General features: G+C 45.0%; 27 protein-coding genes and 1 pseudogene. 21 read left to right on the top strand and 7 right to left on the bottom strand.

Translation table 11 applies throughout. From position 1 onward, the window contains the following. The first annotated feature begins 36 nt into the window (after positions 1-36). Positions 37-771: pseudogene (locus JZ784_RS00355) on the top strand (GNAT family protein). Positions 772-1,052: 281 nt separating this feature from the next. Further along, positions 1,053-1,625: a hypothetical protein gene (locus JZ784_RS00360; RefSeq protein WP_346313410.1), complete on the top strand. Its 573-nt coding sequence runs from the start codon at positions 1,053-1,055 to the stop codon at positions 1,623-1,625. 157 nt (positions 1,626-1,782) lie between these two features. Here the strand turns inward: JZ784_RS00360 and JZ784_RS00365 are convergent, their stop codons facing one another. Both JZ784_RS00365 and JZ784_RS00370 read right to left on the bottom strand, forming a co-directional pair. Beyond that, entirely contained in the window at positions 1,783-2,400 is a 618-nt protein-coding gene (locus JZ784_RS00365) for an L-threonylcarbamoyladenylate synthase (RefSeq protein WP_346313411.1), read from the bottom strand. 108 nt (positions 2,401-2,508) lie between these two features. Next, positions 2,509-3,171 carry an elongation factor P hydroxylase gene (locus JZ784_RS00370; RefSeq protein ID WP_346313412.1) on the bottom strand — a complete coding sequence of 221 codons (663 nt, stop codon included), beginning with the start codon at positions 3,169-3,171 and terminating at the stop codon, positions 2,509-2,511. Between the two features lie 97 nt (positions 3,172-3,268). Here JZ784_RS00370 and JZ784_RS00375 point away from each other — a divergent pair, with 97 nt between their 5' ends. The 6 genes from JZ784_RS00375 (at position 3,269) to lysM (ending at position 7,008) form a co-directional block, all read left to right on the top strand. Next, a complete protein-coding gene (locus tag JZ784_RS00375; RefSeq protein ID WP_346313413.1) occupies positions 3,269-3,826 on the top strand; it encodes a YceD family protein in 558 nt (185 codons plus the stop codon). A 75-nt stretch (positions 3,827-3,901) separates the two neighbouring features. Next, on the top strand, positions 3,902-4,084 hold the full coding sequence (gene rpmF / locus JZ784_RS00380; protein WP_005011848.1) for a 50S ribosomal protein L32: 183 nt from the start codon (positions 3,902-3,904) through the stop codon (positions 4,082-4,084). Positions 4,085-4,289: 205 nt separating this feature from the next. Then, on the top strand, positions 4,290-5,276 hold the full coding sequence (gene fabD, locus JZ784_RS00385; RefSeq protein ID WP_130147648.1) for an ACP S-malonyltransferase: 987 nt from the start codon (positions 4,290-4,292) through the stop codon (positions 5,274-5,276). Next, entirely contained in the window at positions 5,273-6,007 is a 735-nt protein-coding gene (fabG, locus tag JZ784_RS00390; RefSeq protein ID WP_130147650.1) for a 3-oxoacyl-ACP reductase FabG, read from the top strand. The genes fabD and fabG overlap by 4 nt, the downstream gene beginning before the upstream one ends. Before the next feature lie 83 nt (positions 6,008-6,090). Beyond that, positions 6,091-6,327: an acyl carrier protein gene (gene acpP / locus JZ784_RS00395; RefSeq protein ID WP_005011841.1), complete on the top strand. Its 237-nt coding sequence runs from the start codon at positions 6,091-6,093 to the stop codon at positions 6,325-6,327. A 207-nt stretch (positions 6,328-6,534) separates the two neighbouring features. Continuing rightward, complete coding sequence (gene lysM, locus JZ784_RS00400; protein ID WP_005011839.1) at positions 6,535-7,008, top strand: peptidoglycan-binding protein LysM; 474 nt, start codon at positions 6,535-6,537, stop codon at positions 7,006-7,008. A gap of 93 nt (positions 7,009-7,101) precedes the next feature. On the opposite strand, the gene JZ784_RS00405 is transcribed toward lysM, so the two are convergent. Next, positions 7,102-7,569, bottom strand: coding sequence for an Lrp/AsnC ligand binding domain-containing protein (locus JZ784_RS00405; protein ID WP_018572660.1), 468 nt, complete (start codon positions 7,567-7,569; stop codon positions 7,102-7,104). A 135-nt stretch (positions 7,570-7,704) separates the two neighbouring features. Here JZ784_RS00405 and JZ784_RS00410 point away from each other — a divergent pair, with 135 nt between their 5' ends. From JZ784_RS00410 to JZ784_RS00435, 6 genes are all read left to right on the top strand, one after another. Continuing rightward, positions 7,705-8,964 (top strand): D-amino acid dehydrogenase, encoded by a 1,260-nt coding sequence (locus JZ784_RS00410; protein ID WP_130147654.1) that lies wholly within the window; start codon positions 7,705-7,707, stop codon positions 8,962-8,964. A gap of 36 nt (positions 8,965-9,000) precedes the next feature. Further along, the gene (gene alr / locus JZ784_RS00415) at positions 9,001-10,098 is read left to right on the top strand and encodes an alanine racemase (protein ID WP_346313414.1); all 1,098 of its coding nucleotides are present in this window, start codon (positions 9,001-9,003) and stop codon (positions 10,096-10,098) included. A gap of 37 nt (positions 10,099-10,135) precedes the next feature. Beyond that, entirely contained in the window at positions 10,136-10,495 is a 360-nt protein-coding gene (locus JZ784_RS00420) for a RidA family protein (RefSeq protein ID WP_004694941.1), read from the top strand. Positions 10,496-10,636: 141 nt separating this feature from the next. Next, the gene (locus JZ784_RS00425; protein WP_005011833.1) at positions 10,637-12,079 is read left to right on the top strand and encodes an amino acid permease; all 1,443 of its coding nucleotides are present in this window, start codon (positions 10,637-10,639) and stop codon (positions 12,077-12,079) included. Between the two features lie 186 nt (positions 12,080-12,265). Then, positions 12,266-13,366: an acyltransferase gene (locus tag JZ784_RS00430; protein ID WP_346313415.1), complete on the top strand. Its 1,101-nt coding sequence runs from the start codon at positions 12,266-12,268 to the stop codon at positions 13,364-13,366. A gap of 74 nt (positions 13,367-13,440) precedes the next feature. Then, positions 13,441-14,760, top strand: coding sequence for a hypothetical protein (locus JZ784_RS00435; RefSeq protein WP_346313416.1), 1,320 nt, complete (start codon positions 13,441-13,443; stop codon positions 14,758-14,760). Positions 14,761-14,817: 57 nt separating this feature from the next. On the opposite strand, the gene hemJ is transcribed toward JZ784_RS00435, so the two are convergent. Both hemJ and JZ784_RS00445 read right to left on the bottom strand, forming a co-directional pair. Next, positions 14,818-15,270 (bottom strand): protoporphyrinogen oxidase HemJ, encoded by a 453-nt coding sequence (gene hemJ / locus JZ784_RS00440; protein ID WP_004694935.1) that lies wholly within the window; start codon positions 15,268-15,270, stop codon positions 14,818-14,820. Between the two features lie 23 nt (positions 15,271-15,293). Further along, a complete protein-coding gene (locus tag JZ784_RS00445) occupies positions 15,294-16,523 on the bottom strand; it encodes a beta-ketoacyl synthase N-terminal-like domain-containing protein (RefSeq protein WP_005011818.1) in 1,230 nt (409 codons plus the stop codon). A 271-nt stretch (positions 16,524-16,794) separates the two neighbouring features. Between JZ784_RS00445 and JZ784_RS00450 the strand changes: the two genes are divergently transcribed. The 7 genes from JZ784_RS00450 to rimI all read left to right on the top strand — a co-directional run bounded on the left by JZ784_RS00450 (position 16,795) and on the right by rimI (position 24,677). Continuing rightward, positions 16,795-18,267 carry an EcsC family protein gene (locus JZ784_RS00450; RefSeq protein ID WP_346313417.1) on the top strand — a complete coding sequence of 491 codons (1,473 nt, stop codon included), beginning with the start codon at positions 16,795-16,797 and terminating at the stop codon, positions 18,265-18,267. A 156-nt stretch (positions 18,268-18,423) separates the two neighbouring features. Beyond that, complete coding sequence (gene rpsL, locus JZ784_RS00455; protein WP_004638184.1) at positions 18,424-18,798, top strand: 30S ribosomal protein S12; 375 nt, start codon at positions 18,424-18,426, stop codon at positions 18,796-18,798. A 179-nt stretch (positions 18,799-18,977) separates the two neighbouring features. Continuing rightward, positions 18,978-19,448, top strand: coding sequence for a 30S ribosomal protein S7 (rpsG, locus tag JZ784_RS00460; protein WP_005011815.1), 471 nt, complete (start codon positions 18,978-18,980; stop codon positions 19,446-19,448). A 130-nt stretch (positions 19,449-19,578) separates the two neighbouring features. Further along, the gene (fusA, locus tag JZ784_RS00465; protein WP_005011812.1) at positions 19,579-21,714 is read left to right on the top strand and encodes an elongation factor G; all 2,136 of its coding nucleotides are present in this window, start codon (positions 19,579-19,581) and stop codon (positions 21,712-21,714) included. Positions 21,715-21,807: 93 nt separating this feature from the next. Then, positions 21,808-22,998: an elongation factor Tu gene (tuf, locus tag JZ784_RS00470; protein WP_005006977.1), complete on the top strand. Its 1,191-nt coding sequence runs from the start codon at positions 21,808-21,810 to the stop codon at positions 22,996-22,998. Between the two features lie 219 nt (positions 22,999-23,217). Beyond that, positions 23,218-24,099 (top strand): metal-dependent hydrolase, encoded by an 882-nt coding sequence (locus JZ784_RS00475; protein ID WP_130147196.1) that lies wholly within the window; start codon positions 23,218-23,220, stop codon positions 24,097-24,099. Between the two features lie 119 nt (positions 24,100-24,218). Continuing rightward, positions 24,219-24,677, top strand: a complete 459-nt coding sequence (gene rimI / locus JZ784_RS00480; RefSeq protein ID WP_346313418.1) for a ribosomal protein S18-alanine N-acetyltransferase — start codon at positions 24,219-24,221, stop codon at positions 24,675-24,677. Positions 24,678-24,733: 56 nt separating this feature from the next. Here rimI and JZ784_RS00485 read toward each other — a convergent pair whose 3' ends face one another. Together JZ784_RS00485 and aat are read right to left on the bottom strand one after the other, a co-directional pair. Then, on the bottom strand, positions 24,734-25,549 hold the full coding sequence (locus JZ784_RS00485; protein WP_346313419.1) for an arginyltransferase: 816 nt from the start codon (positions 25,547-25,549) through the stop codon (positions 24,734-24,736). 39 nt (positions 25,550-25,588) lie between these two features. Beyond that, entirely contained in the window at positions 25,589-26,320 is a 732-nt protein-coding gene (aat, locus tag JZ784_RS00490; RefSeq protein WP_346314231.1) for a leucyl/phenylalanyl-tRNA--protein transferase, read from the bottom strand. Positions 26,321-26,375: the final 55 nt, after the last annotated feature.

Here is a 26,375-nt window from a genome sequence, read left to right on the forward strand (position 1 = left end):
GAATAGCACTTATGTATAAAAAAAGATCAGGATGCGATGAAGAACTGCTTAAAATTTAAAGAAAATGAATTTGGTCAAAAAATTGGACTGCCTGTGCAGCTCAATATTCAGCCAGAACACCGCTTTGACATGCTGCAAGGGCGCAGTGTCCGCTTATTGCCTTTTTCAGCGCAGACATTGAATGCGGCGAGGCTGCAGCAATTGTGGGAGAGTGTCTGCACAGAACCGGATGCACGGTGCTGGACATATTTGCCTTATCCGCCAATGCCGAGCGCTGACGCTTTAAATGACGCGCTTCAGCGCGCTTTTGATTTTCAAAACTCAACGCATTATGTGATTGAAGCCGATGGGCGCGCTGTAGGCTGGGCGGCGCTGTTGAATATACAGCACGCGCACGGCACCGCAGAAATTGGCAATGTGTATTTTTCACATCAGCTGAAACAGTCGAGAGCCGCCACAGAAACTATTTACTTATTGCTGCGTGCCTGCTTTAGCGCAGGCTATCGCCGGGTAGAATGGAAATGCGATGATTTAAATGAACCTTCCAAACGCGCTGCGCTGCGTTTCGGTTTTCATCATGAAGGGCTGTTCCGCCAGCACTATATTGTCAAAGGGCGCAGCCGCAATACAGCATGGTTTTCGATGCTGGATGAAGAATGACCTGAGTTGGACAATGCCTATCAAGCTTGGCTGAATGCGGATAATTTTGATGCAGCTGGGCAGCAAAGACGACGCCTGCAGGATTTTATTCAGCAGCCTCAGAAAAAATAAGCTCAAAAAATTACAATAGCTATGAGAGCAGCGGGTCTTTTGAGAGTGCCAGCGCCGATCCAATGCCTGATTTCACAGCTCTTGATTTCGGGCGGTTTTCTCGGCTGCATCTGACATCATAAATCGCCGGTGCTTTTGGCCTGAAGAAGAAGAGGGCTTAAAATTCAGGATGGAGCAGGGCTTAGAAAAAAAGCTAAAAGCTATTGTCTAGGGTTGATGGAATAGCTTAAATTTGTGGCATAACTGGTTGAAAATAAAATTGAATAATAAGGAACTGGAAAATGCCGCTGATATTGGTGCTGATTGGGATGATCTGTTTTGGTGTGTTTTTGGGCTATCCAAAATATCAGATGATGCAGCTTGAAGATGAAGCGCGACATGATTTGAGGTCTGGGGGGGTTGCCCAGTTTGAGGCAAAATACCGGCCATTGATGCGTGCTGCGAAAATTGACTTTTCTGTACTGGATCAATATCCAAATATCCGCTTTTATATGCGCAATACTGCGTATTCTGGAACAGATTTGCCGGAAGATGTGCGCAGCATGGTCAGTACTATGGGATGCGAGTCAATGGAGTCGTTTCGTCCGATGGAAGAGAAGGCGCGAACTGCGCTGCTGAATGTGCTCGAAGAGGATCAAGTCACTTTTCATATTTCTTTAAAGAATAAATTTGGCGCTGAATTGGCTGGACACCAGCAAAAGCTTTCCGCGTGCCCTAATTTTTTAACCTTAAAAAACTTAGAACAGGCTGCTGATCCGAGTCCACCGCAAATGACGCTGACGCCTGCTCCAGCGCCATCGATTCCTTCACCCGCAGCCGCATATTCGGGCAGTGAAGAGGCGGCCGCGCATTAATGCTGAAAATACATCAGCAAGATTTAAAAGATAAAGCGTTTTAGCTGCGCCGTATATGCCGCACAATCAAAAAAACTTGCTGAAGCTTATTCAGTAAGTTTTTTTATAAGAGAGATTATCGGCACTATTGAAGGCAGCCTTATTTAATACTGCCGATTCATTCAAATGCGCTGACATCTCCAGCGCCGCGGCGGATGATTTCTGGATGGTCACCCGCGAGGTTGACAATGCTGGTGGTATTTAATGTGCCGAGGCCGCCGTCTATCAGCACATCAATCTGCTTGCCAATCTGCATTTCAATCTCATAGGGATCATCAAGCGGATCTGTCTGTTCCGGCAAAATGAGCGTTGATGTCAGCAGCGGCTCACCTAATTCTTTCAGCAGTAGCTGGCAGATCGGGTTGCTTGGAATGCGCAGGCCGATGGTTTTCTTTTTCGGATGCATTAAGCGCCGCGGCACCTCGCTGGTGGCCGGCAAAATAAATGTGGTAATAGACGGGGTATTGCTTTTCAGCAGTCGGTACATGGCATTGTCCACTTTGGCATAAGTGGCAATGTCTGAAAGATCTGAACAGATAATGGCATATTGATGCTTGGCATCAAGCTGGCGGATTTGCGCAATGCGTTCCATGGCATTTTTATTGCCAATCTGGCAGCCAATGGCATAAGCGGCATCGGTCGGGTACACAATAACGTCACCCGCGCGGATGCGTTCGACCGCTTGGCTGATGAGGCGGGGCTGAGGATTTTCGGGATGTACGCGTAAATGCAGCATATCAGTTCCTCCGGATTCTGGCTTTTATAGGCTATTTTTTATCAGTTTAAATTGTGATGGATCTGCACACGGTAGGCACATCATCTATTAGAGAGGAAATTGCGCCACTTAATCAAGCATTTCACGTTGAAATTCATTTGAATGTAAGCTTTTGCCACTTCGGGTGCAGCAACAGATGCAGTCTATAAAGCGCTGCGCGTCACGCGGAAGCGCGGCGTCACCGCTAAAATAGCGCTGCAGCTGTGCGTAGACATTGTCTTTAAAAGAAGCGCCGTTGCCGCCTTCACCTGTTAAATTATCTAAAGAGACACGGAATTTGCGTCCAAACGCTTTGGAAAACAGCCACTCAATGGCTTGCGGCTTAATTTCAACCTGTTCAAATAATGCTTGCTGTTCAGCTGTCCTGCCGTCGGGCGCATACCAGTAGCCTAAATCCGGCAAGAGGCGGCGCTGATCGCCTGCAATGCACCAATGGCTGATTTCATGCAGGGCGCTATTGAAAAAACCGTGCGCAAATTGAATGCGGGCAGGGGCGGTTTCATCCGCTGGAAAATATTCAGGTTCAAAATCACCTTTGACTAAAGTGACATTTAAGTGGGAAAACCAGTGATTAAAGTGTAAGATGAGCCAATCGACCTGTTCTGGTTCTGATGATGCTTTAGCCCATTGCGAGAGTTGCACTGGCTTGGCTGAACTGTCAGAATTGGCGGTTGAAAGTGTGCTCATAAGTGATGAAACATTCACTTCTGTTTGCGGCTGCAACAGATGCATGACTTGAATTACCCAAATGGTCTGTCTAAATAAGTACAAAATTGTATCTTAATCTTTGACAGAGTACTGATGAATTTGTAGAATTGCCGCCTTAATTATGTCAGCAAATACCTTTCCGGCACAGATTGAGCCGTTTAAATGGGCCGAACAAGGCTTCAAGTGGTCAGGTCAACTGCCATTATCACGTTTTGTTCGAATTTCCCGTGAAGCTGTTGGATCAATTGATAATCAATTGATTAACATAGACTGTAAGCTATCAATGGATGCCTATCATCGCATTGCATGGCTGGATGGTCACGTTGAAACAAAAGTATCTGTAGAATGTCAGCGCTGTCTGAACTCTGTGGATCTTGAACTTGTTTTAGATTTCCATCTGGCTCTTGTGGATGATGAGTCACTGATAGAGCGCTTGGATGAGGATGCTGATTTCATTGTTCTAGGTGAAAGTGAAGCAACGGTTAAGGGCAGCTTTGATGCGCCTGCAACTGCTGATTTACTGGCGCTTATAGAGGATGAATTGTTATTGTTGATGCCTTTGTCTCCAAAGCATGAGTTTTGTGAACATAAGCATCAGCCTGCCGTTGAAGAGCTTGTTGAAGAAAAGCGGGATAACCCGTTTGATGTTTTGGCAGGTTTGAAGGGTAAACTTAACTAATTTTTGTGTTATACTGTGAAGTATAAGACAACTGAATTTGTTCTGATCCATTTTTTCGATTTGTAAGGAGCCATCATGGCCGTTCAGCAAAACCGTAAAAGTCGCTCTCGCCGTGACATGCGCCGTTCACATGACGCTTTAACCGAGAATGCATTAACAGTAGACCAAACGACTGGTGAAACTCACCGTCGTCACCACGTAACTAAAGATGGTGTCTACCGTGGTCGTCAATTATTCGCTAAAGCATCTGCTGAATAATTGATGATGTATTAAGCGTCAAGCTTAGTAGAAAAAATGGGAGCGTTAAGCTCCCTTTTTTTGTGCCGATTTTTGTTGTATTTGGCAATTACTAAATGCAAATTTAAATGTTAAATTTCCGCACCACATATGAGCTGATATGAGGTCTTGCTGAAATAGTGAACATTTGTCATGTCTCAGCATATCTTAATTAAAGGATTTTTTTATGTCTGCTAAACAACTCGAGCAAGCGGCTCTGGCAACTAAAACTGCATTTTTGTTTCCTGGCCAAGGTTCACAAAAAATCGGCATGCTGGCTGATCTTGCAGAACAGTTTAGCGGTGTTAAAGCGACATTTGCTGAAGCATCGGAAGCAGTTGGTTTTGATTTGTGGCATATCGCGCAAAGCGGCGAAGGTTTGAATCAAACTGAATTTACTCAGCCTGTGCTGCTGACTGCAAGTATTGCCTTATGGCGCATATGGCTGGAGCTGGGCGGAATCATGCCGAAGTATCTGGCAGGCCATTCTTTAGGTGAATACAGTGCCTTGGTGGCGGCAGGCGCAATGAGTTTGGGCGATGCTGTGAAACTGGTCAACTTGCGCGGCAAGCTGATGCAGGATGCTGTGCCGCAGGGTGCAGGCGCCATGGCAGCGATCTTGGGCTTTGATGATGAGAAAGTAATTGAGCTTTGCGCCCAAGTAAGCGCAGCGGGTCAGGGCAGTGTTGAAGCGGCCAATTTCAATGCGCAGGGTCAAGTCGTGATTGCAGGCGCTAAAGACGCTGTAGATGCAGTTATTGCATTGGCGAAAGAAAATTCAGGCAAAGCGATTGCGCTGCCGGTGTCTGTTCCGTCGCATTGTTCATTGATGAAGCCTGCGGCTGAGCAGTTTGCGGAAGCTTTGGAACAAACTGCCATTGAGCTGCCGCGCATACCTGTAATACAAAATGTCAATGCGGAAATTGCCACTGATGTAGCGCAATTGCGTCAGGCATTGACTGCACAGCTGTACCAGTCTGTACAGTGGAGCAAAACCATGCAGTTCATTCAGGACCAAGGGGTTCAGTATGTTGCAGAGTGCGGTCCGGGCAATGTGCTTGCAAATATGGCTAAACGATTGCCAAATATCGAAAAAGCATTTCCATTAGACTCAACAGGTCGTTTGGAAGATGCACTAAACGCCATTTTAATGGCTGAAGGGAAAATTGCATGACACAAGAACGCAAAGTTGCACTGGTTACAGGTGCAAGCCGGGGGATTGGCGCAGCCATCGCTCAGCAGCTGATTCAAGACGGTTATTTTGTTGTAGGCACAGCAACTTCTGAATCCGGCGCAGAAAAGCTTTCTGCTGCATTGGGTGAACATGGCGCTGGCAAGGTGCTGGATGTGCGCGACGGCGCAGCGATTGATGCGTTAGTGTCAGACATTGAGCAAAATTATGGTCCTGTTCTTGCATTGGTGAACAATGCAGGCATTACCAAAGACAACCTGCTGCTTCGCATGTCAGAAGATGACTGGGATGATATTTTGAACATTCATCTGAAAGCAGTCTACCGTTTGTCTAAACGTGTGCTGAAAGGCATGACCAAAGCGCGTTTTGGACGCATTATTAACATCAGTTCTGTGGTTGCGCATTTCGCCAACCCAGGCCAGGCGAACTATTCTGCGGCAAAAGCCGGCATTGAAGCGTTCAGCCGCAGCCTTGCAAAAGAAATGGGCAGCCGTCAAATCACTGTAAACAGTGTGGCGCCCGGCTTTATTGCAACAGAAATGACAGAACAGTTGAGCGAAGAAATTCGTAAGAAAATGAGCGATCAAGTGGCTTTAGGCCGTTTAGGTGCGCCTCAGGATATCGCTGATGCCGTAAGTTTCTTAGCTTCAGACAAAGCAAGTTACATTACTGGTACAGTGTTACACGTAAATGGCGGTTTATACATGGCTTAAGCCGAAGTATAAACTTTCCAAATTATTTATATTCAATTAAACTAACGGCATTAAAAACGCCACAAGCAATGAGGAGAATTCCTGTGAGCGATATCGAACAACGCGTTAAACAAGCGGTTGCTGAACAACTTGGCCTTAAAGTTGACGAGATTAAAAACGAAGCATCTTTCATGGATGACTTAGGTGCTGACTCTCTTGACCTAGTTGAGCTTGTTATGTCTTTCGAAAATGACTTCGACATCACTATTCCAGATGAAGATTCTAACGAAATCACAACTGTTCAATCTGCAATTGACTATGTTTCTAAGAAACTGGGTTAATTTCTGATTTTTCAGCTTTGCTGAAATAAAAAGGCCGCCAGTATTGGCGGTTTTTTTATGGAGGCCTGTTCAGTTTTAACTTTACATGAGTTTACGTTTTTAAAACTAATGGCAGCTAAACGCCGCTGATTTTTTCGCTATAAAAATAAAGGTTCATAAATTTTTGAATTTCAGATTCATAACGTAAAACAATAAGGAGTATAGCGCATGGGTCTTTTTGATTTTGTTAAAGGCATCGGTAAGAAAAATACAGCGCCGGCAGAACCGCAGGCTGCGCCAGCAACACCTGCAGAGCCCTCTGCACAGGAAATTGCCAATCAGCTTTTGGGGCATATTAAGAGTTTGGGCTTGCCTGTGGCAGGGCTTTCCGTGAGCTATAATTCAACTTCTGATTTAGCAACAGTAAAAGGCCAGGTGCAGACACAGGCTGATAAAGAAAAAATTATCCTGGCGGTCGGCAATATTGACCATGTAGCGCAGGTGGATGATCAGCTGGCCGTTGCATCGCCAGAGCCGGAAAGCAAATTCTATACGGTGAAGTCCGGTGATAATTTGTCTAAAATTTCTAAAGAATTCTATGGCGATGCCAATCAATACACGAAAATCTTTGAAGCCAACCGCCCGCTGCTGAAAAATGCAGATGATATTTTTCCGGGACAGGTGCTGCGTATTCCTGCATAGGCTGAATGCAATAAAAAAGCCGCTACTATGACAGCGGCTTTTTTATTGCGCATCATTTTGGCCACTGCTGTACAGTTTTGATACTAAGGAGGGCTAAGAATCCACATCCAAATACAGGCTTTCCTTCACCTCTTCCATCACCACATAGCTGTGGGATGATGCTGAGGCCGGCAGTTTTTTTAAAATATTGCCCAGCAGCTTGCGGTAAGCGCTCATTTCTTTTAAGCGCGCTTTGACTAAATAGTCGAAATCGCCTGAAATCAGGTGGCATTCCAGCACTTCTGGAATATCGGTTAAATCCCGGGCCACCTGCTCAAAAACATCACCAGATTTAGCTGAGAGCTTAATTTCTAGAAAGACCAGCAGGCGCTTATCAACGAGTTCGGGGTTAAGCCGGGCGTAATAGCCCATGATGATGCCGTCGCGTTCCAGCCGTTTGACCCGCTCAGAACAGGGGGTGGTGGACAGATTGACTTGAGCTGCCAATTCGCTGATGGCAATACGGCCATTCTTTTGCAGAATATCCAAAATCATGCGGTCGATACGGTCTAATTTGCGCATTTATTTTTCCCTGTCTTTTTAATAATTTCACGATAAAACAAGTGAATCCACTGAAATTAAGCTGCAAAAATAGCAAAATCAACTATTGAACCAAAAATATACTAGTGAAATAAACTAGTGTGTAAGGGATCAATCATGCGTGTAATTGTCTTAGGTAGTGGTGTCATTGGTGTCGCAAGTGCGTATTACCTTGCACAACAAGGCGCAAGCGTTACGGTTTTAGACCGTCAGGCTGGTCCTGCTGAAGAAACTAGCTTCGGCAACGCAGGGCAAATCTCTCCAGGTTATTCTACACCATGGGCTGCACCGGGTATTCCTTTTAAAGCTGTAAAGTGGATGTTCCAGCATCATGCGCCATTGGCAATTAACATTGACGGCAGCATGTGGCAGCTGAACTGGATGGCGCAAATGTTGAAAAACTGCAATCCGCAAAGCTATGCCATTAACAAAGAACGTATGACGCGTGTTGCTGAATACAGCCGTGACTGCTTGCGTGAACTGCGTAAAGAAACCGGCATTCATTATGAAAACCGCGCGAAAGGAACTTTGCAGGTTTTCCGTAATGAAGCGCAGCTGGATGCAGTACAGCGTGACATCCAAGTGTTAAAAGAATGCGGCGTCGACTACGAACTATTATTGAAAGATGACTTGGCCAAAGTTGAGCCAGCCTTAGAGTATGCCAAAGACAAACTGGTCGGCGGCTTGCATCTGCCGAATGATGAAACAGGCGACTGTTACTTATTTACCAATGCTTTGGCCAATCTTGCCAAAGACATGGGCGTAAAATTCAAATTTAACCAAAATGTTGAAAAACTTGTGGTTGAAGGCGATGAAATTAAAGGTGTGGTAGTGGACGGTCAAGTGCTTACAGCAGACCGCTATGTGCTTGCTTTTGGCAGCTATTCACGTGATTTCTTGAAACCGCTGAATTTGAATTTGCCTGTGTACCCTGTCAAAGGCTACTCACTGACCATTCCAATTGTAGATCCTGCATTTGCACCGCAGTCTACGGTTCTTGATGAAACTTATAAAATTGCCATTACGCGTTTTGATGAACGTATCCGTGTGGGCGGTATGGCGGAACTGAGCGGTTTCAACCACGGCTTAAATCAAGACCGCCGTGCGACCTTGGAAATGGTGACTCAAGACTTATTCCCTGGTGGAAACTTAGCTGAAGCAAGTTTCTGGACGGGTTTACGTCCAATGACACCAGACTCTACGCCAATCATTGGTGCGACTCGTTTTAAAAACTTATTCTTGAATACAGGACATGGCACCTTGGGTTGGACTATGGCATGTGGTTCAGGCAAGCTCATTAGTGACTTGGTGATGAATCATCAACCAGACATCAGTACTGAAGGTCTATCGATTCAACGTTATCCTTCAGCAGCCTAATCCGTTTTAGGTCATATTGATTCAAGGAAGAAGAAAATGCCGCGTCCAATTACTGCAGTGATTCATAGCCAATCACTGCAGCATAATTTAAATGTTGCCCGCACTAAAATGCCGAATAGCCAAGTCTATGCGGTGGTCAAAGCCAATGCCTATGGTCATGGTATTGAGCGCGTCTATCAAGCGTTCAAATCTGCTGATGGTTTTGCGCTGCTCGATTTGGCGGAGGCGAAACGCATCCGCGCTTTGGGCTGGACAGGTCCAGTTCTGTTGCTCGAAGGTATTTTCTCCGAGCAAGACCTGTTTGACTGCCATGAGCTGGATCTAAGTTTCAGCATTCATAGTGAATATCAACTTGAATGGCTGGCGCGTTTTCCTGTAGATGCGCAGTTTGATGTTTATTTAAAAATGAACAGCGGCATGAACCGTTTAGGCTTCCGTCCTGAACAGTACCGTCAAGTGTGGCAGCAGCTTTCCAGCTTGCCTCAAGTTCAGCGTTTGACCCATATGATGCATTTTTCAGATGCCGATGGTAAGCGTTTTGGACGTGACGGTATTGCGCATCAATGTCAGTTATTTGATGAGATTACCCATGATCTGCCGGGTGCGCGCTCAGTCAGCAACAGTGCAGCCATCTTACGCCATGAACAGTTGCAGTCGGATGTGATCCGCAGCGGCATCATGCTCTATGGCAGCTCTCCAGATTATCCAAGCCATTCGATTCAAGACTGGGATTTGCAGCCGGCCATGAGTTTGCGCAGCGAGCTGATTGCCATTCAGCAGTTAAAAGCAGGCGATAGCGTCGGTTATGGCTCAAAGTTCATGGCTGAAACCGACATGCGTGTCGGTATTGTGGCTTGCGGCTATGCCGACGGTTATCAACGGATTACCGCAACAGGCACGCCTATTTTAGTCGATGGGCAGCGCAGCAGCTTGGTCGGAAGGGTCAGCATGGACATGTTGGCGGTCGATTTATCTCAGCTCCCAAATGCTCAAGTCGGCAGTGAAGTGGTGCTGTGGGGGATATCGAAACAGGGCACTGTGCTCAGCATTGATGAAGTCGCAGCAGGGTCAGGCACGATTGGCTATGAGCTGATGTGCGCTGTCACTGCACGTGTCAATTTTATTCAAGATTAAATTTTATTTTTATACAGTTTCATACAAGGAAAGACCTATGTCACATTCAGACATTCAAAAATTCAACACCAACGAAGTCATGAGTGCAGTCACTGTGTTTAATCAAGTGGTGTATTTGTCAGGGCAAGTGCCAAAAAATACTGACAATGATGTCGCAGGTCAGACCCGTGAAATTTTAGCAACAATTGATGAGCTTTTAGCTTTGGCAAATACAGATAAATCACGTTTGTTATCTGCTCAGCTCTATATTAAAAACCTCTCTGATTTTTCAACAGTCAATGCGATTTGGATTGACTGGATGAACGGTTGTGTGGCACCTTCACGCGCCACGATTCAGGCTGATTTGGTCAATCCAAACTGGCTGATCGAAATTGCAGTGACGGCTGCACAAAACTGATTTTTTAAACTCTCCCCGTGTATGTCAGCGCTTGGATTTCAACCAAAGCGCTGATGAGCGTATAAATGCCGCCCGTTAGGATAGCGGGCACTGTATGAACATGGTTTATACGCAAAAAGGACTTTAACAGGATGTTAAAATATGACGACTACCCCACAAGCTGACGGTGCAAATGCATCATCGCATGAATTACAACGGAAATTATCCAACCGCCATCTGCAATTGATTGCCATTGGCGGCGCGATTGGTACGGGCCTGTTCATGGGCTCGGGCAAAACCATCTCTCTCGCTGGTCCTTCTATCTTAGTCATTTATATGATTATCGGGACCATGTTCTTCTTCCTGATGCGTGCATTGGGCGAAATTTTACTGTCAAATTTGCACTATAAGTCGTTTATCGACATGGCTCATGATCTCATTGGGCCGGGTGCGGGCTATTACATCGGCTGGTCTTATTGGCTTGGCTGGGTCTTGGTCGGTATTGCGGACTTGGCAGCCATTATTAACTATCTTGGCTTTTGGCTCCCGCCAGACATGGCCTTCACGCCCATGGGGCAGGCCTTAATCAGTGTCGGCTGTGTGCTGTTTGTCCTTGGGCTGAATTTGCTGACGGTGAAACTGTTTGGTGAAATTGAATTTTGGTTTGCATTAATCAAAATTTTAGCCATTTTAGGGCTGATCGTGATAGGCGGCTTTATGGTATTCAGCCATTTTCACTCACCGGATGGCACGGCTTCCAGCTTTACCAATGTCTGGTCGCATGGCGGCATGTTTCCTAAAGGTGCCGATGGCTTCTTGGCCGGTTTTCAAATTGCGCTGTTTGCCTTTGTCGGTGTAGAGCTGATTGGCACCATGGCGGCTGAAACCAAAGATCCTGAAAAGAATTTGCCGAAAGCAATCAATGCGATTCCAACCCGCATCATTTTGTTCTATGTCTTGTCGCTGTTTGTGGTGATGTCGGTGACGCCGTGGAATCAAATTCCTGCGGATCAAAGTCCATTCGTTTCACTGTTTCTACATGCAGGCATTCCGACTTCAGCCATCATTATGAATCTAGTGGTGCTGTCTTCGGTGATGTCTTCAATGAATAGCGGCGTGTTCTCGACATCGCGCATGCTGTTTGGCCTAGCAAGAGAAGGGCAAGCGCCGCAGAGCCTGGCGCGTCTGTCAAAACGTGCGGTGCCAGCGAAAGGCCTATTCTTCTCATGTGCTTTTATCATGGCGGGTGCAGCGCTGCAGTACTTTGTACCAAACACGGTTGAAGCCTTTACCTTAGCCAGCTCATTGTGCGTGATTCTGTTTATCAGCATCTGGAGCATTATTATGGTGTGCTATATCCGCTACCGTAAATTGCGTCCTGAGCTGCATGAAAAATCGACCTTTAAGATGCCGGGCGGTATTTGGATGTCTTATGTGGTCTTAATCTTCTTGTTCTTTACGTTGATTATTTTGAGCTTAGAGGCGGATACCCTTCGCGCATTGATGATCAGTCCACTCTGGGTGATTATTTTAGCCGTGACCTATCAGCTGCTGTATAAGCCGCGTATGAAAAAACGACTGTTAGAACAGCAGCTGAATAGCTAACAAAATTTATTTTGTACTCGCAATGTTTAAAAGAAAGCCCTGCTTATGCAGGGCTTTCTTTTTGCTGGAATTGAATCAATAGGTTCTAATTAAGTGTTCAATAATTGTATGATTTTAGATTTAAAAGCTGTTTAAATCAGGCGGTTTCACTTTTAATGAAGCACTTTAAAATTTTAACAGCAGTCTATGCGTAATTATAAAATCGACATCCTGCGCGGCGTGTCCATCCTTTTGGTGCTGATTCACCATTTCAATATCCCTTATAAACTGCATGATACGGTTTTAGGCGTGCACATTTTTGGTGAGAGCCTTAGTACGCTGATTGCCCGAAACGGAAATTACGGTGTGACCATGTTTTTTGTCATTTCAGGTTTTTTGATTACCCAGCATACTTTGCAGCGCAGCGGTTCTTTGGCGCAGATTCAGCTGAAAGATTTTTATATCCGCCGGATTGCCCGGATTATGCCGTGTCTGGTGCTGCTTGTTGCAATGGTCAGTTTTTTAGGCAGTTTAGGGCTGAAGCCTTTTATCAATCAGGCGCCGAATGGCATTGAAGTATCTTACGAACTGACGGTGTTATCTGCCTTCAGTTTCTGGATGAATTTGTTGATTATTGAATACGGCTGGGTGAACTATGCTTTGGGCGTATTATGGTCTCTCTCGGTTGAAGAAGTCTTTTATTTAGCGTTTCCTGTCCTGTGTTTAGGGCTTGGCCTGGGCAAGGGGTTTGTTGTTTTTTTGCTCGCGGTCATCGCTTATGCGCCGTATTTTCGCGCCCTGCATTTTGGTGAGGAAAGCGGCGCCTATCTGTATCACTATTTCTCCAGCTTTGATGGAATTGCCATTGGCTGCCTCACCGCAATTTATGCGCAGCATTTCAAGGGAACTATTTATAATCAAAAGATGATTGTTGCAGTGACGGCAGTGTTGATGGTCATATTATATTTTTATGCGCCAATCAAAGAAGTGAGTATTTGGGGCATCAGTGTATTTGCGCTGCTTACTGCGTTACTGATATTTTGCTTTACCCAAGACCCGAAAGTGAAGCCTGTCTCATACACGGCACGGAGTTTGGTCTGGATTGGACAGCGCAGCTATGAAATGTATCTGTTTCATTTGATTATTCTCGGCTTAATGAAAGTGGTATATTTCCCTAAAGACACTTTAGCGGCTGAAAAGCTGATGTTGTTGCCTGTTTATTTTATCGCAGTGTTTATTTTGAGTTGGGCGATTGAGAAATATTATTCGACTCCCTTGAATAAGAGGATTCGAAAAAGCTGGATTTAAGCTTCGGTGAGTTAAAAAATTTTAGTGTTTATGGTTAGCTGTATAGATCTAAACTAAATAATAAGAGAAAAGGTATGCTTCAAAAAAAATGTGTGGGGTTATTTGTTCTGTGCTTAATTTTCGGCAGTTCTTATATAGCATGGTTACAGAAAGAAGTTAAGCTTGGTCAAAAAACGATCAACACTTTAAAGCTTGTTCCAGCCTATGATTTTAATATAAAACAAGAATCTTTCTTTTATGCTAATGGGTTTGATGCGATGGAGAATATTGAACCTTTACAATTGGGAAAGCAAAGTTATGATTTAGATTGGAGATTATACAAAGAGGATTTCAATACAAAAAAATCAAGTCACAATTTCCCAGAAATTAATGTTCAAAGAATTAATTATGAGAAGCATTGGAGTAAAGAGGATAAAGAATTACTTAAGGGGGTAAAGGCTCATTTACAGTCGGCTGAATTTTTTGATACTGCTTTCTGGAGTAAAAATAAAAGGGAAATTGAAGCTTTAATTTCTAGGAATAAGTTCTTAATAGAGCGTTATGAGCAAGAGATTAGTCAGCAAAATTATCATTCACTCATCCAAACACCGAATGCTAATCCTCCCTATGCCTTATATCATGATATCCACACATTATTTCTGACCAATCTATATTTGAAGGGACGTGCTGGTGATGTTTTAGAATATATTCATTTAAAGCTTAATCGTTTGAATGAAAATTTAAATAGTGTTGAGAAGGCTCTTGTCATTGCTCAGGTGAGTCAAGCTATTGATGTGTTAAATATTCTAGCTCAGCGTCAGTCTAAAAAAACTCAATTACCCCAATTAAATATCGAACAGTTGAGTTTTGAGAAACAAGCTGCTTATGAAATGCGTAATGCTTATTATATTTTTAAAAGTGTCGATGAACTTCTAAAACGAGCATATGATCAGTCATCAGATCTGGCTAAATTGTGGGGGAGAATCTATACCCCTTTTGCCTTTAATTTTAATCAGTCGATGAATCAAGCTAATTTAAGTTATCAGCCTTATATTGAAGTTTCAAAATTATCTTATCCTGAGTTTAGTGTTAAAATTAATCAAATCCAGTTGCCTAGGCAGAGGAAGTGGGTTTTAAGTAATAACATTGGCAATATTCTTAATCAGGTTGGTAGTAGTACTTATTGGGTGAATGACCTATTACGCCCACGTCTTTTAAATAATAAAATTCAGGTATTTAATATTATACATTCAGGTCAAAATACAGATCGGGAAATTTCTGAAAAAAGTCAAGAAGGCTATGTTTTTATTAAAAATGCCAATCAGCTTTGTATCGTGAATCCTTTTGAAAAAAGGCAAAAGTTAAATGAACGATTGCAACAAGATAGTTGTGTTGAGATCTATCCGAAACATTAACCACTAACAGATAAAAAAACCTCCATTTCGGAGGTTTTTTTATTTATAGATTTTTAGTTAGAACGTCGGTTTAACCACGACTAAAATCACCACAGCAAATAAAATGAGGGTCGGCATTTCATTAAAGAAGCGCCAAAATTTGTGTGACTTGTAGTGGGCGTTGCCAATCAATTTCTTACGGTAATAACCGCAAACAAAGTGGTAAATCACCAACAGTCCAACCAAGCCGACTTTGAGGTAGAACCACAGGGCTTCATGGTAGTGGCGCGTTGCATCGCCCCAATCAACCAAGAAATGCGCCGTAATCAGTGTTGCAATCATCGACGGCCACATAATGCCGCGGTACAGCTTGCGTTCCATAACCTCGAAACGCTGATGGCTGACGGCATCATCACTCATGGCATGGTAAACATAGAGCCGTGGCAAGTAAAACAATGCAGCGAACCAGCACACCACGGCAATAATATGTAATGCTTTTACCCACAAAAAAGCATCAGAAGGAGCATCCATCAAGTCACCCTAAAATGGGCGGCTTAGCCTTCCCATTTTTTGAAAATGAGACAGGCATTTACGCCGCCAAAACCGAAACTGTTACTCATCACAGTATTCAATTTTGCGTCACGTTTTTCAAGCACGATATCAAATGGTTTTGCACCTTCATCCAGTTCAGTCACGTTGATGTTGGGTGCAATAAAGTCATTTTGCATCATCAGCACTGAGTAGATTGCTTCCTGCACGCCTGCAGCGCCAAGACTATGGCCTGTCATCGACTTGGTTGAGCTCAGTGGAGGAACTTGACCTTCGCCAAATGCGCGTTCCATTGCTTTTAATTCAGTGATGTCACCGGCAGGCGTCGACGTGCCATGCGTATTCACATAGTCAATTTTGTCTACGCCGTGCTGTTTTGCTTCTTCAAGCGCCATCAGCACACAGCGTGTCGCGCCTTCACCCGATGGCGCAACCATGTCTGCACCGTCAGAGTTTGCCGCATAGCCCACGACTTCAGCCAAAATGTTGGCGCCGCGCGCTTGCGCATGTTCTAAAGACTCAAGCACCACAAAACCGCCGCCGCCTGCAATCACGAAACCGTCACGGTCAGCAGAGTAAGGGCGAGACGCTGTTTCTGGCGTGTCATTGTATTTTGAGCACAGTGCGCCCATGGCATCAAACAGCAAGCTTTGAGACCAGTGGTCTTCTTCACCGCCGCCTGCAAGCATTAAGTCCTGCTTGCCCAATTGAATCAGGTTGTAGGCATAACCAATGGCATCCGCAGATGTTGCGCATGCGCTGGTAATGGTGTGTGCAACACCTTGCATTTTAAAAGCAACGCCAACGTTTGCCGTAATGGTATTCGACATGTTGCGCGGCACGAAGAACGGACCAACTTTACGTGCGCCTTTGGTGTCCAGCAATTCTTTCATTTCAACGACAGATGCCGTTGAACCGCCGCCTGAACCGCCAGTAATGCCGTAACGCGGATTGCCGCCAATTTGCTCTGCCGTTAAGCCTGCATTTTCAACCGCAGCCAAGGCAGCATTGTATGCATACATGGCGCAAACGCCCATAAAGCGCTTTAAGCGGCGGTCAATGCCGTCAAAGTCCTGTTCAGCAGCTGCGCTGATATGGCTCTTGAAGTTCAATTCCGCATAAGTCGGATTAAAACGTGTTCCTGAAATCCCGTTTTGCAAAGAGTGAGTAACATCTTCCAATGTATTACCAATGCATGAGTTAATCCCCATACCAGTGATTACAACACGTTTCATCTACAGATCCCTTTATGTTGAGTTAGAGATGCAGAAGCCCCGCGCATTCAAGACGCTGCGGCGGTTTACATCTCATGTTATTCAATTGCAATCATGATAGCAGAAAGATTTTTGAATTCTTATGGCAAATCCTATGCCTATTTATGCGGAGCTGGAATTGAACACAGTTGGCCGATAAGTTAACTAAAAGATACACAATGATATTGAGATAAACTCAGACAGGACCTAGTATTTATCCATAATTTCAAGAATTGCAAATGCGGGGGAATGAATGGCGGATTCTAATAATAAACAGACAGCAGGATTCTTATCAAATGCCTTTGGAGTGGCTAAAAAGCTCAGTGCGGCAGGCGCGTCATTGCTGAATCAGGCAGCGCCGGACACTGTCACTAAGCTTTCCTCATCAGAAAACCATGCCAAGGCAATAGAAGGAACTGCACAGTATAAAGGCATTTTTAACGTCAAAAACTATGACAATCCGCAGCAGGTGCTGCGCGAACATGTCCCGAATGTTTCACGTCAGCTGCTGGGCCGTCATTACAGCAAGGTGAACAGTGTGGCGCATCTTGTAGCGCCGCAGTTTTCAGACAAAGTTTCAGACTATCTCTTTGATCAGCTGAATCACTTCAGCAACAGTTTAAGTTCAGTGGATGATGTGCTGGATAAGGCAGGCGTGCGTGATTTAGAAGAACTGACTCAAGATGTTGACCGCTCTAAACGCCTCAGCTCAGCTTTGGCGGAGCAAAATAAATGGATCGCTGCTGTGCAAGGCGCACTGACAGGCGCAACAGGGGCATTGGGATCGGCTGTTGATATTCCTGCTTCCCTAGTGATGTCTTTGCGGGTGATTTATCAAGTCGGGCGCGCTTATGGTTTCGATTTGAGCAAAGAAAGCGATCAGGATATTGTGCAGCACATCTTTAAACAGATTGATTTAGGCATTATTGCAGAAAAGCAGGCATTGCTGATGGGCTTAAAAGCCCTTTCAAGCACCATTCAAAACAGTGATATCAGTCAGCTGCAGCAAATGCTGGGTTCCAGCAATGATGCTGAGGCGCTGAAAAAGCATTTGATTGATGAACATGGACAATACAAATGGGGCTGGCTCAACCAAGTGCCTAAGGTTTCGGTGCTGGATAAGCTGACCCAGCTGACTCCGCTGGCCAGTGCGGGAATCAGCGCGGTCTATAGTCGCCGTCTCGTTGATGAGGCGAATCAAAAAGCGCAATTGGTATTTTCACATGCGCGTGAATATTTGATTCAGCATGCAGATCATCAGCTGTCGCCCTTGGCGGCTTATGAAAAGTCACTGGATCTGCTGGCGCAGGCTGCGCCCAAATTATTGGAATCCATTAAGTCGATTGAAAGCAGCTTAAAAGAGCCTGTGATAGGGCGGGAGGTTGAGATTTCGGGCAACCGCAATATCAGCCAAGTGAAAATCATGAAAAAAGGCAAAGCGCCTAAAGCGCAGCCGGAAGACAAGGCCTCAGGTATTTCAGAACAGCTGGATGCCTTGGCGAAGAAAGAAGTCGCGCCTAGTGAGGCTGTTCCGCCGCAAAAGCCGGCTCTATCCGACGTTATTGAAGAGCCTGATGCGGACGATGCATATGCAGACAGCAGTTTTGCCGATGAACAGGCAGCAGAGGCTGCAACAGATGCTGCAGTGGAAAAGACGCTGGAACCTGCGGAAAAGCCAGCGAAGAAAAGAGTTACAAAAAAGCCGGCAAATGATGCGGGGGAATAAGCTGTTTATACGCTTCTGAATATTGGATTGAAATGTAATCCAGTCAAGATTTGGCTGCATGCTGAATCTTGACCATTTTGGCTTCCTGAATTACAATTGCATGCCCTCAAAAAGCAGTATGGTTTTGGGGCTTTTTATTAACGGGAGAATTGCCAAATGGCAACAACAAATCAGTTGATCCGCAAGGGTCGTACGACTTTGATTGAAAAATCAAAAGTTCCTGCGTTGAAGGCTTGTCCACAGCGTCGTGGTGTTTGTACACGTGTTTACACAACTACACCTAAAAAACCTAACTCAGCAATGCGTAAAGTTTGCCGTGTTCGCTTAACTTCAGGCTTTGAAGTTTCTAGCTACATCGGCGGTGAAGGCCATAACCTGCAAGAGCACAGTGTTGTTCTTATCCGCGGCGGCCGTGTAAAAGATTTACCAGGTGTGCGTTACCATACCGTTCGTGGTTCTTTAGACTGCGCTGGTGTTAAAGATCGTAACCAGTCTCGTTCTAAATACGGTGCTAAACGTCCTAAGAAATAATCTTTCGAGATTAAGCTCTTAGTTCGCTAGAACTGCAATCCTTTATCGTCTCGCTTGTCTGATTTCTGCATTAATTTTGTGAAATTCAAGCGACGTGTAGTAAGGCCAGCGAAGGGTGCATGACACTTTGCACTGATGCTGGATAAACCTGAAGTGTCATATTTATTAGGTAGTTTAAAATGCCAAGACGTCGCGTAGTTGCTGCTCGTGAAATCCTTCCGGATCCGAAGTTCAGTAGCCAAACAATCGCTAAATTCATGAACCACGTAATGCAAGATGGTAAAAAATCTATTGCTGAAAGTATCGTTTACGGTGCTTTAGACCGCGTTCAAGAAAAATCAAAAGTAGATCCAGTTGAATTTTTCGAGACTACTCTTGAAAAAGTTCGTCCTATGGTCGAAGTAAAAGCACGCCGTGTCGGCGGTGCTACATACCAAGTACCTATGGAAGTACGCCCATCCCGTCGTACTGCCTTGGCTATGCGTTGGTTAGTAGATGCTGCTGCTAAGCGTTCTGAAAAAACTATGGCTTTACGTCTTGCTGGCGAGTTGCTTGATGCAGCTGAAGGCAAAGGCGCAGCGATCAAAAAACGTGAAGATGTGCACCGTATGGCTGAAGCCAACAAAGCCTTCTCTCACTACCGTTTCTAAGCGGATAAAACAGCCCCTATTCAGGAGGGTGGCAAAGCAGTTTTCATTGTTTTGTCATCGAATCGCTTTAAGCTGCTCTGCAGCTTAAAGCGTCCTGTTTTAATAACAAAATTTAGGAATGCAAGAAATCATGGCTCGTCAAACCCCAATTTCTCGTTATCGTAACATTGGTATTTCTGCGCACATCGATGCGGGTAAAACCACAACAACTGAACGTATCTTGTTCTACACAGGTGTATCTCACAAAATTGGTGAAGTACATGACGGTGCAGCAACAATGGACTGGATGGAGCAAGAGCAGGAACGTGGTATTACCATTACTTCTGCTGCGACGACTACATTCTGGTCAGGTATGTCTAAGCAGTTCCCTGAACACCGTATCAACGTAATTGATACTCCGGGACACGTTGACTTCACAATCGAAGTTGAACGTTCTATGCGTGTTCTTGACGGCGCGTGCATGGTTTACTGTGCTGTAGGCGGTGTTCAGCCTCAGTCTGAAACTGTATGGCGTCAAGCGAACAAATACCAAGTGCCTCGTTTAGCATTCGTGAACAAGATGGACCGTACTGGCGCCAACTTCTTCCGTGTTGTTGAACAAATGAAGACACGCCTTGGTGCGCACCCTGTACCTGTAGTTATCCCTGTTGGCGCTGAAGAAAACTTCCAAGGCGTAATCGACTTGATCGAAATGAAAGCGATCATTTGGGATGAAGCTTCACAAGGCATGCAGTTCGAATACGGTGAAATCCCGGCTGAACTTCAAGCGACTGCTGAAGAATGGCGCACCAACATGGTAGAAGCTGCTGCTGAAGCTTCTGAAGAGTTGATGGATGAATACCTGAACAATGGCGATTTGAGCAAAGAGCAAATCGTAGCAGGTCTGCGTGTTCAAACTTTGGCTTGTCAAATTCAGCCAATGCTTTGCGGTACTGCGTTCAAAAACAAAGGTGTTCAACGTATGTTGGATGCTGTAATTGAATTCTTGCCGTCGCCTACAGAAGTTAAAGCGATTGAAGGTGTTCTTGACGATAAAGCTGAAACTAAAGCTGTTCGTGAAGCATCTGATGAAGCTCCGTTCTCTGCGCTTGCGTTCAAAATCATGAACGACAAATTCGTAGGTAACTTGACTTTCGTACGTGTTTACTCTGGTGTTCTTAAGCAAGGTGACTCGGTTTATAACCCAGTTAAATCTAAGCGTGAGCGTATCGGCCGTATCGTGCAAATGCACGCAAACGACCGTCAAGACGTTGAAGAAATCCGTGCTGGTGATATCGCTGCGTGTGTAGGTCTTAAAGACGTAACTACTGGTGATACGCTGTGTGATGAAAAAAATATCATCACTTTAGAACGTATGGAATTCCCAGAGCCAGTAATTGCATTGGCTGTTGAACCAAAGACTAAAGCTGACCAAGAAAAAATGTCTATCGCTTTAGGCCGTTTGGCTAAGGAAGATCCATCATTCCGCGTTCGTACAGATGAAGAATCTGGTCAAACAATTATTGCTGGTATGGGTGAGCTTCACCTTGACATCATTGTTGACCGTATGAAGCGTGAATTCGGCGTAGAAGCAAACATTGGTAAGCCAATGGTTTCTTACCGTGAAACGATCAAAAAGTCAGTTGAGCAAGAAGGCAAGTTCGTACGTCAAACTGGTGGTAAAGGTAAATTCGGTCACGTATACGTACGTTTAGAACCGCTTGATCCTGAATCAGGAAAAGATTACGAATTCGTAGAAGAAGTTGTAGGCGGTGTAGTACCGAAAGAATTCTTCGGCGCTGTGGATAAAGGTATCCAAGAGCGTATGAAGAATGGTGTCTTGGCTGGTTACCCAGTTGTTGGCATTAAAGCTACATTGTTCGACGGTTCTTACCACGATGTCGACTCTGACGAATTATCGTTCAAAATGGCAGGTTCTTATGCCTTCCGTGACGGTTTCATGAAAGCAGATCCAATCTTGCTTGAACCGATCATGAAAGTTGAAGTAGAAACTCCAGAAGACTACATGGGCGATATCATGGGTGACTTAAACCGTCGCCGCGGTATGGTTCAAGGTATGGATGATTTGCCTGGCGGTACTAAAGCAATTAAAGCTGAAGTTCCACTTGCAGAGATGTTTGGTTACGCGACTCAAATGCGTTCTATGTCTCAAGGCCGTGCAACTTATTCAATGGAATTTTCTAAATATGCTGAAACTCCACGTAACGTGGCTGAAGGCATCATTTCTAAGTTCCAGTCTGGCGGTAAAAAAGGTGACGACGAGTAATCTTTCGATTACTATAAGCCCAAACTAATTCATAGTTAAAAACCAAGTGCTCATGCAGTGTCCCTGCATGAGTAGTTAAAAAAGGAAGATCTCATGGCTAAGGCTAAGTTCGAACGTAATAAGCCACACGTTAACGTGGGCACAATCGGTCACGTTGACCATGGTAAAACTACTTTAACAGCTGCTATCGCAACTGTATGTGCGAAGAAATTCGGCGGTGAAGCGAAAGATTACGCTGCAATCGACTCTGCACCAGAAGAAAAAGCACGCGGTATTACAATTAATACTTCACACGTAGAATACGATTCTCCAATCCGCCACTACGCTCACGTAGACTGCCCGGGCCACGCCGATTATGTTAAAAACATGATTACTGGTGCTGCTCAGATGGACGGCGCGATCCTTGTATGTGCTGCGACTGACGGCCCAATGCCGCAAACTCGTGAACACATCCTTCTTTCTCGCCAAGTAGGCGTTCCATACATCGTTGTATTCTTGAACAAATGCGACCTTGTAGACGACGAAGAGCTTCTTGAATTAGTAGAAATGGAAGTTCGTGAACTTCTTTCTACTTATGACTTCCCAGGCGACGACACTCCAGTAATCCGCGGTTCAGCTCTTCTTGCGTTGAACGGTGATGCTGGCCAATACGGCGAAGAAGCTGTAGTTGCTCTAGTAGAAGCGCTTGACACTTACATCCCAGAACCAGAACGCGCAATCGACAAGCCATTCTTGATGCCTATCGAAGACGTATTCTCAATTTCAGGCCGCGGTACAGTAGTAACTGGCCGTGTTGAAGCTGGTATCGTGAAAGTAGGCGAAGAAGTTGAAATCGTTGGTATCAAAGATACAGTTAAAACAACTGTAACTGGCGTAGAAATGTTCCGTAAACTTCTAGACGAAGGCCGTGCGGGCGAGAACTGTGGTGTTCTTCTGCGTGGTACTAAGCGTGAAGACGTTCAGCGTGGTCAAGTATTGGCTAAGCCAGGCGCGATCAAGCCGCACACTAAATTTGACGCAGAAGTATACGTGCTTTCTAAAGAAGAAGGCGGCCGTCATACTCCATTCCTTAACGGTTACCGTCCACAGTTCTACTTCCGTACAACTGACGTAACTGGCGCGATTCAGTTGAAAGAAGGCGTTGAAATGGTTATGCCTGGTGACAACGTAGAAATGTCAGTAGAGCTTATCCACCCGATCGCTATGGACGCTGGCTTACGCTTCGCGATCCGTGAAGGCGGCCGTACAGTTGGTGCTGGTGTAGTTGCTAAAGTAACTGCATAATCATCTGATTGTGTAAAAAAAGCGCCCCGAAAGGGGCGCTTTTTTTATTGTTGAATCATTCTATACCGGAAATTGTCAGACAAAATTTTCACAAGCTGTCCTTAACTGATAATTCGCTGTCCTTAACTGCACTTAACGAAAAATGAGAAAAACGTAAGATAAAACTATGAAAACAAATATAAGTTTTAAGTGAGTTGCTTGCTTAAAAGGAGCAGTAAGATGAATGCTAAAGTGAAAATTACCAACCGTGCTGGCGCAAGCTTCCCAGTCCGCCGCATGAATTTTGATTTTGATTCGGTGCCGGAATACTGGATGGATGGTTCAGCAGGCTTGACCCATTTTATGACAGGCTTGTCTGCATTATTTCCAGCAGGTGAAAAGTTTTTTATTGACAGTGTGCGCGCTGTGCGCCAGCACCCGGCTATAAAAGACAATGAGGCGCTGCAAAAAGAAATCAGCGCATTTATTGGCCAGGAAGCCATGCATACTCAGGAGCATGTGGGCTTTAATGCATCAGCTCAAAAATTTGGACACGATGTCGACCGTTTGGATCAAATTACAGACCGCGTGATTCAACGTACGCGCAAGGTCTTTGCTTTTATTGGCAAGCCCGTCGGCATTACGCAGGAAATGGTTGATTTAACCGCGACTACGGCCTTAGAGCACTTTACAGCGACTATCGCATCGCAATTGCTGACCAATCAGCATATTCAAGAGCTGATGACAGATGAAACCATGAAAACCATGTGGTTATGGCATGCCATTGAAGAAAATGAGCACAAAGCCGTAGCTTATGATGTTTTTGAAGGGGTCTTCGGCAAAGGCCTAAAAGCTTATGCGCTGCGTACAGGTTCGCTGGTCGGCGCAATGGTGACTCTATTCTTTGTGCAAAGCTATTTTGTACTTCGCCTTCTGCAGGATGACAAGCAGCTGAATTTAGAATCGTTAAAGGATATTTACACCTATGGCTACAGCCCGTCAAAAGGGGTGATTACCGGAATGTGGAAAGAAATGCTGGCGTATTTCCGTCCAGGATTTCATCCAAATGATTTAGATACAGATCAGATATTGATGAGCTGGAAAGCGAAATTAGGTTTTTAAGTTTTAAGCTGTAGTTTTTTTAATGTGTTGAGCGATGAGAATCGCTCTTTTTTTTGCTCGATTTTTTTTAGAAAGTTTTTATAATTTGATATTCCTATTATGATAAAAGATAAACGAAGATGATTCGTTTGATGAATGTTGCGGATATTGCATCGGCTGCAGAAATTGAAACATTAGTACAAAGCCATCCGTGGAGCAAAAAACAGTTTGAAGAAGCTGTAGATGCCTATCAATGCACAGTGATTGAATTGAATGGCCAAGTGCTGGGCTTCTGCATATTGCAGCCCGTGCTGGATGAAGCAAATTTATTGCTGATGGCCGTTCATCCCAATCAGCAAGGCAAGGGGCTGGGCTATCAGCTTTTGGAAGAATCAACGGCTATGTTGAAAAACAATCCGCTGCAGATTTTTCTTGAAGTGCGTGAAAGCAATACCCCTGCAATCAAACTGTATGAAAAAGCAGATTTTCATCAAATCGATTTGCGCAAAAATTATTATCCCAAACCGGATGGCGGCCGCGAGCATGCAATTATCATGGTGAAAGCCTGCAGCGATGATTTTTCCAAGCTGTTCAGTTAGGCCTTGCCGATTCATTTAGCATGTTGTTGAAATTCAATAACGATGGCAGCCCGTCATTATTTAATAATCGGGCTGTTCCAGCCAGACGGCAAAGTGGTCATCAGGGAATCCCCCAGCTGCGCGATTTCTTCGGCAGTGAGCGCGCGGTTGAGCCTGCGCCATTGCCCATCAAGCAAAAGCTCCAGCGGAATATAGTCAGATTTATAGTTCATTTTATTGGAATGCGGCACCCAATAGCCTAAATAGATGTATTGCAGGTCTAAACTTTGCGCATGTTCAATCTGTTTTAAGATGGCAAAGACCCCTAATGAACGGCGGTTTTCATCGGGATCAAAAAAGGTGTAAACGGCAGACAGGCCGTCATCCAGCGGATCACAGGTTGAAACGCTGATCAGGCGGTCATCTTTCCATAATTCTAAAAAGAAGCTGTCAGTACAGCTGTGAATCAGAAATTTTTCAAACTGGTCGCGGCTTGGCGGATACATGTCGCCATCAGCGTGGCGTTCATTGATATAGCGCTCATAAAGGGCATAGTGCACATCTGTTGCATCTTGAGGCCGGCTGATTTTTAAGATTAAATCTTGGTTGCGTTTCCAGGCTTTTTTCTGTTTGCTGTTCATCTTGAAAAGCTGAACTGGAACACGGGAGGAGAGGCATTGACGGCATAAATGGCATTCTGGCCGATATACAAAATCACCGCTGCGGCGGAAACCCATACGGGAAAGTTCAGACAGAGTCACTACATCAATGCGGTGAACTGGATCTAAAAAGACCATGCGTGCAGATTTATTGTCCAGATAGCTGCAGCCATGCGGCGGCGTAATATAATACTGCAATTCATTCAGTAGGGATTTTGGTTGATATGAATTCATTTCAAATATCCCTCGCTATTCTTGTGGTGCGGCTATTGGTTATTCAATGAGCCGAGCATTTTCTGCTATTGTTTTACTTGAAAATACACCGTCCTGATACTTTTTCCAATCTATAGCAGGCTGTTTTATTACATCTTGTAACGATTTTAGGTATTCATGGCGAGAAAGTGTACAAGCACCCAGGCTGATTAAATGCTCATTGACCAGCTGGCAGTCAATCCACGGCAGATGATTGTCACGGCCCAGCAGCATTAAGGCGTAAAAAGCCATCTTGGATACATCGGTTTGCGTGCTGAACATGGATTCGCCAAAACAGCCATGCCCGATGGCAAGGCCGTATAAGCCGCCCACAACTTTGCCGCTGTCCCAGACTTCAATACTGTAGCCGTAGCCGGCATCAAACATTTGGCAGTAGGCTTGAATGATCTCTTCGCTGATCCATGTTTCATCGGCATAACTGCGGGGCAGGGAGCAGGAGCGGATGACGGTTTCAAAAGCCTGATTAAGCGTAATTTTATAGTCCATCTTTTTCATGCTGCGCAGGAGAGACTTGCTGGGATGATAATCCTGCGGGTGGATGATGCAGCGCGGTTCCGGGCTCCACCAGCAAATCGGCTCACCTGCCGAAAACCAGGGAAATAAGCCATGGCTGTAGGCTTCAAACAGGGTGGCAGGGGAGAGGTCGGCGCCAATGCAGATCAGTCCTTGGCCTTCGGGATCCGCTTCAGCCGGATCGGGAAAGATGTATTCTGAAGGCGGCAAAGTATGCATCATATGGGCACGGTTCAAATGTAGTCGTATTGGGGATGATACATAAAAAAACCGC

This window comes from Acinetobacter sp. CWB-B33 (assembly GCF_039655955.1).
GTDB lineage: Bacteria > Pseudomonadota > Gammaproteobacteria > Pseudomonadales > Moraxellaceae > Acinetobacter > Acinetobacter bouvetii.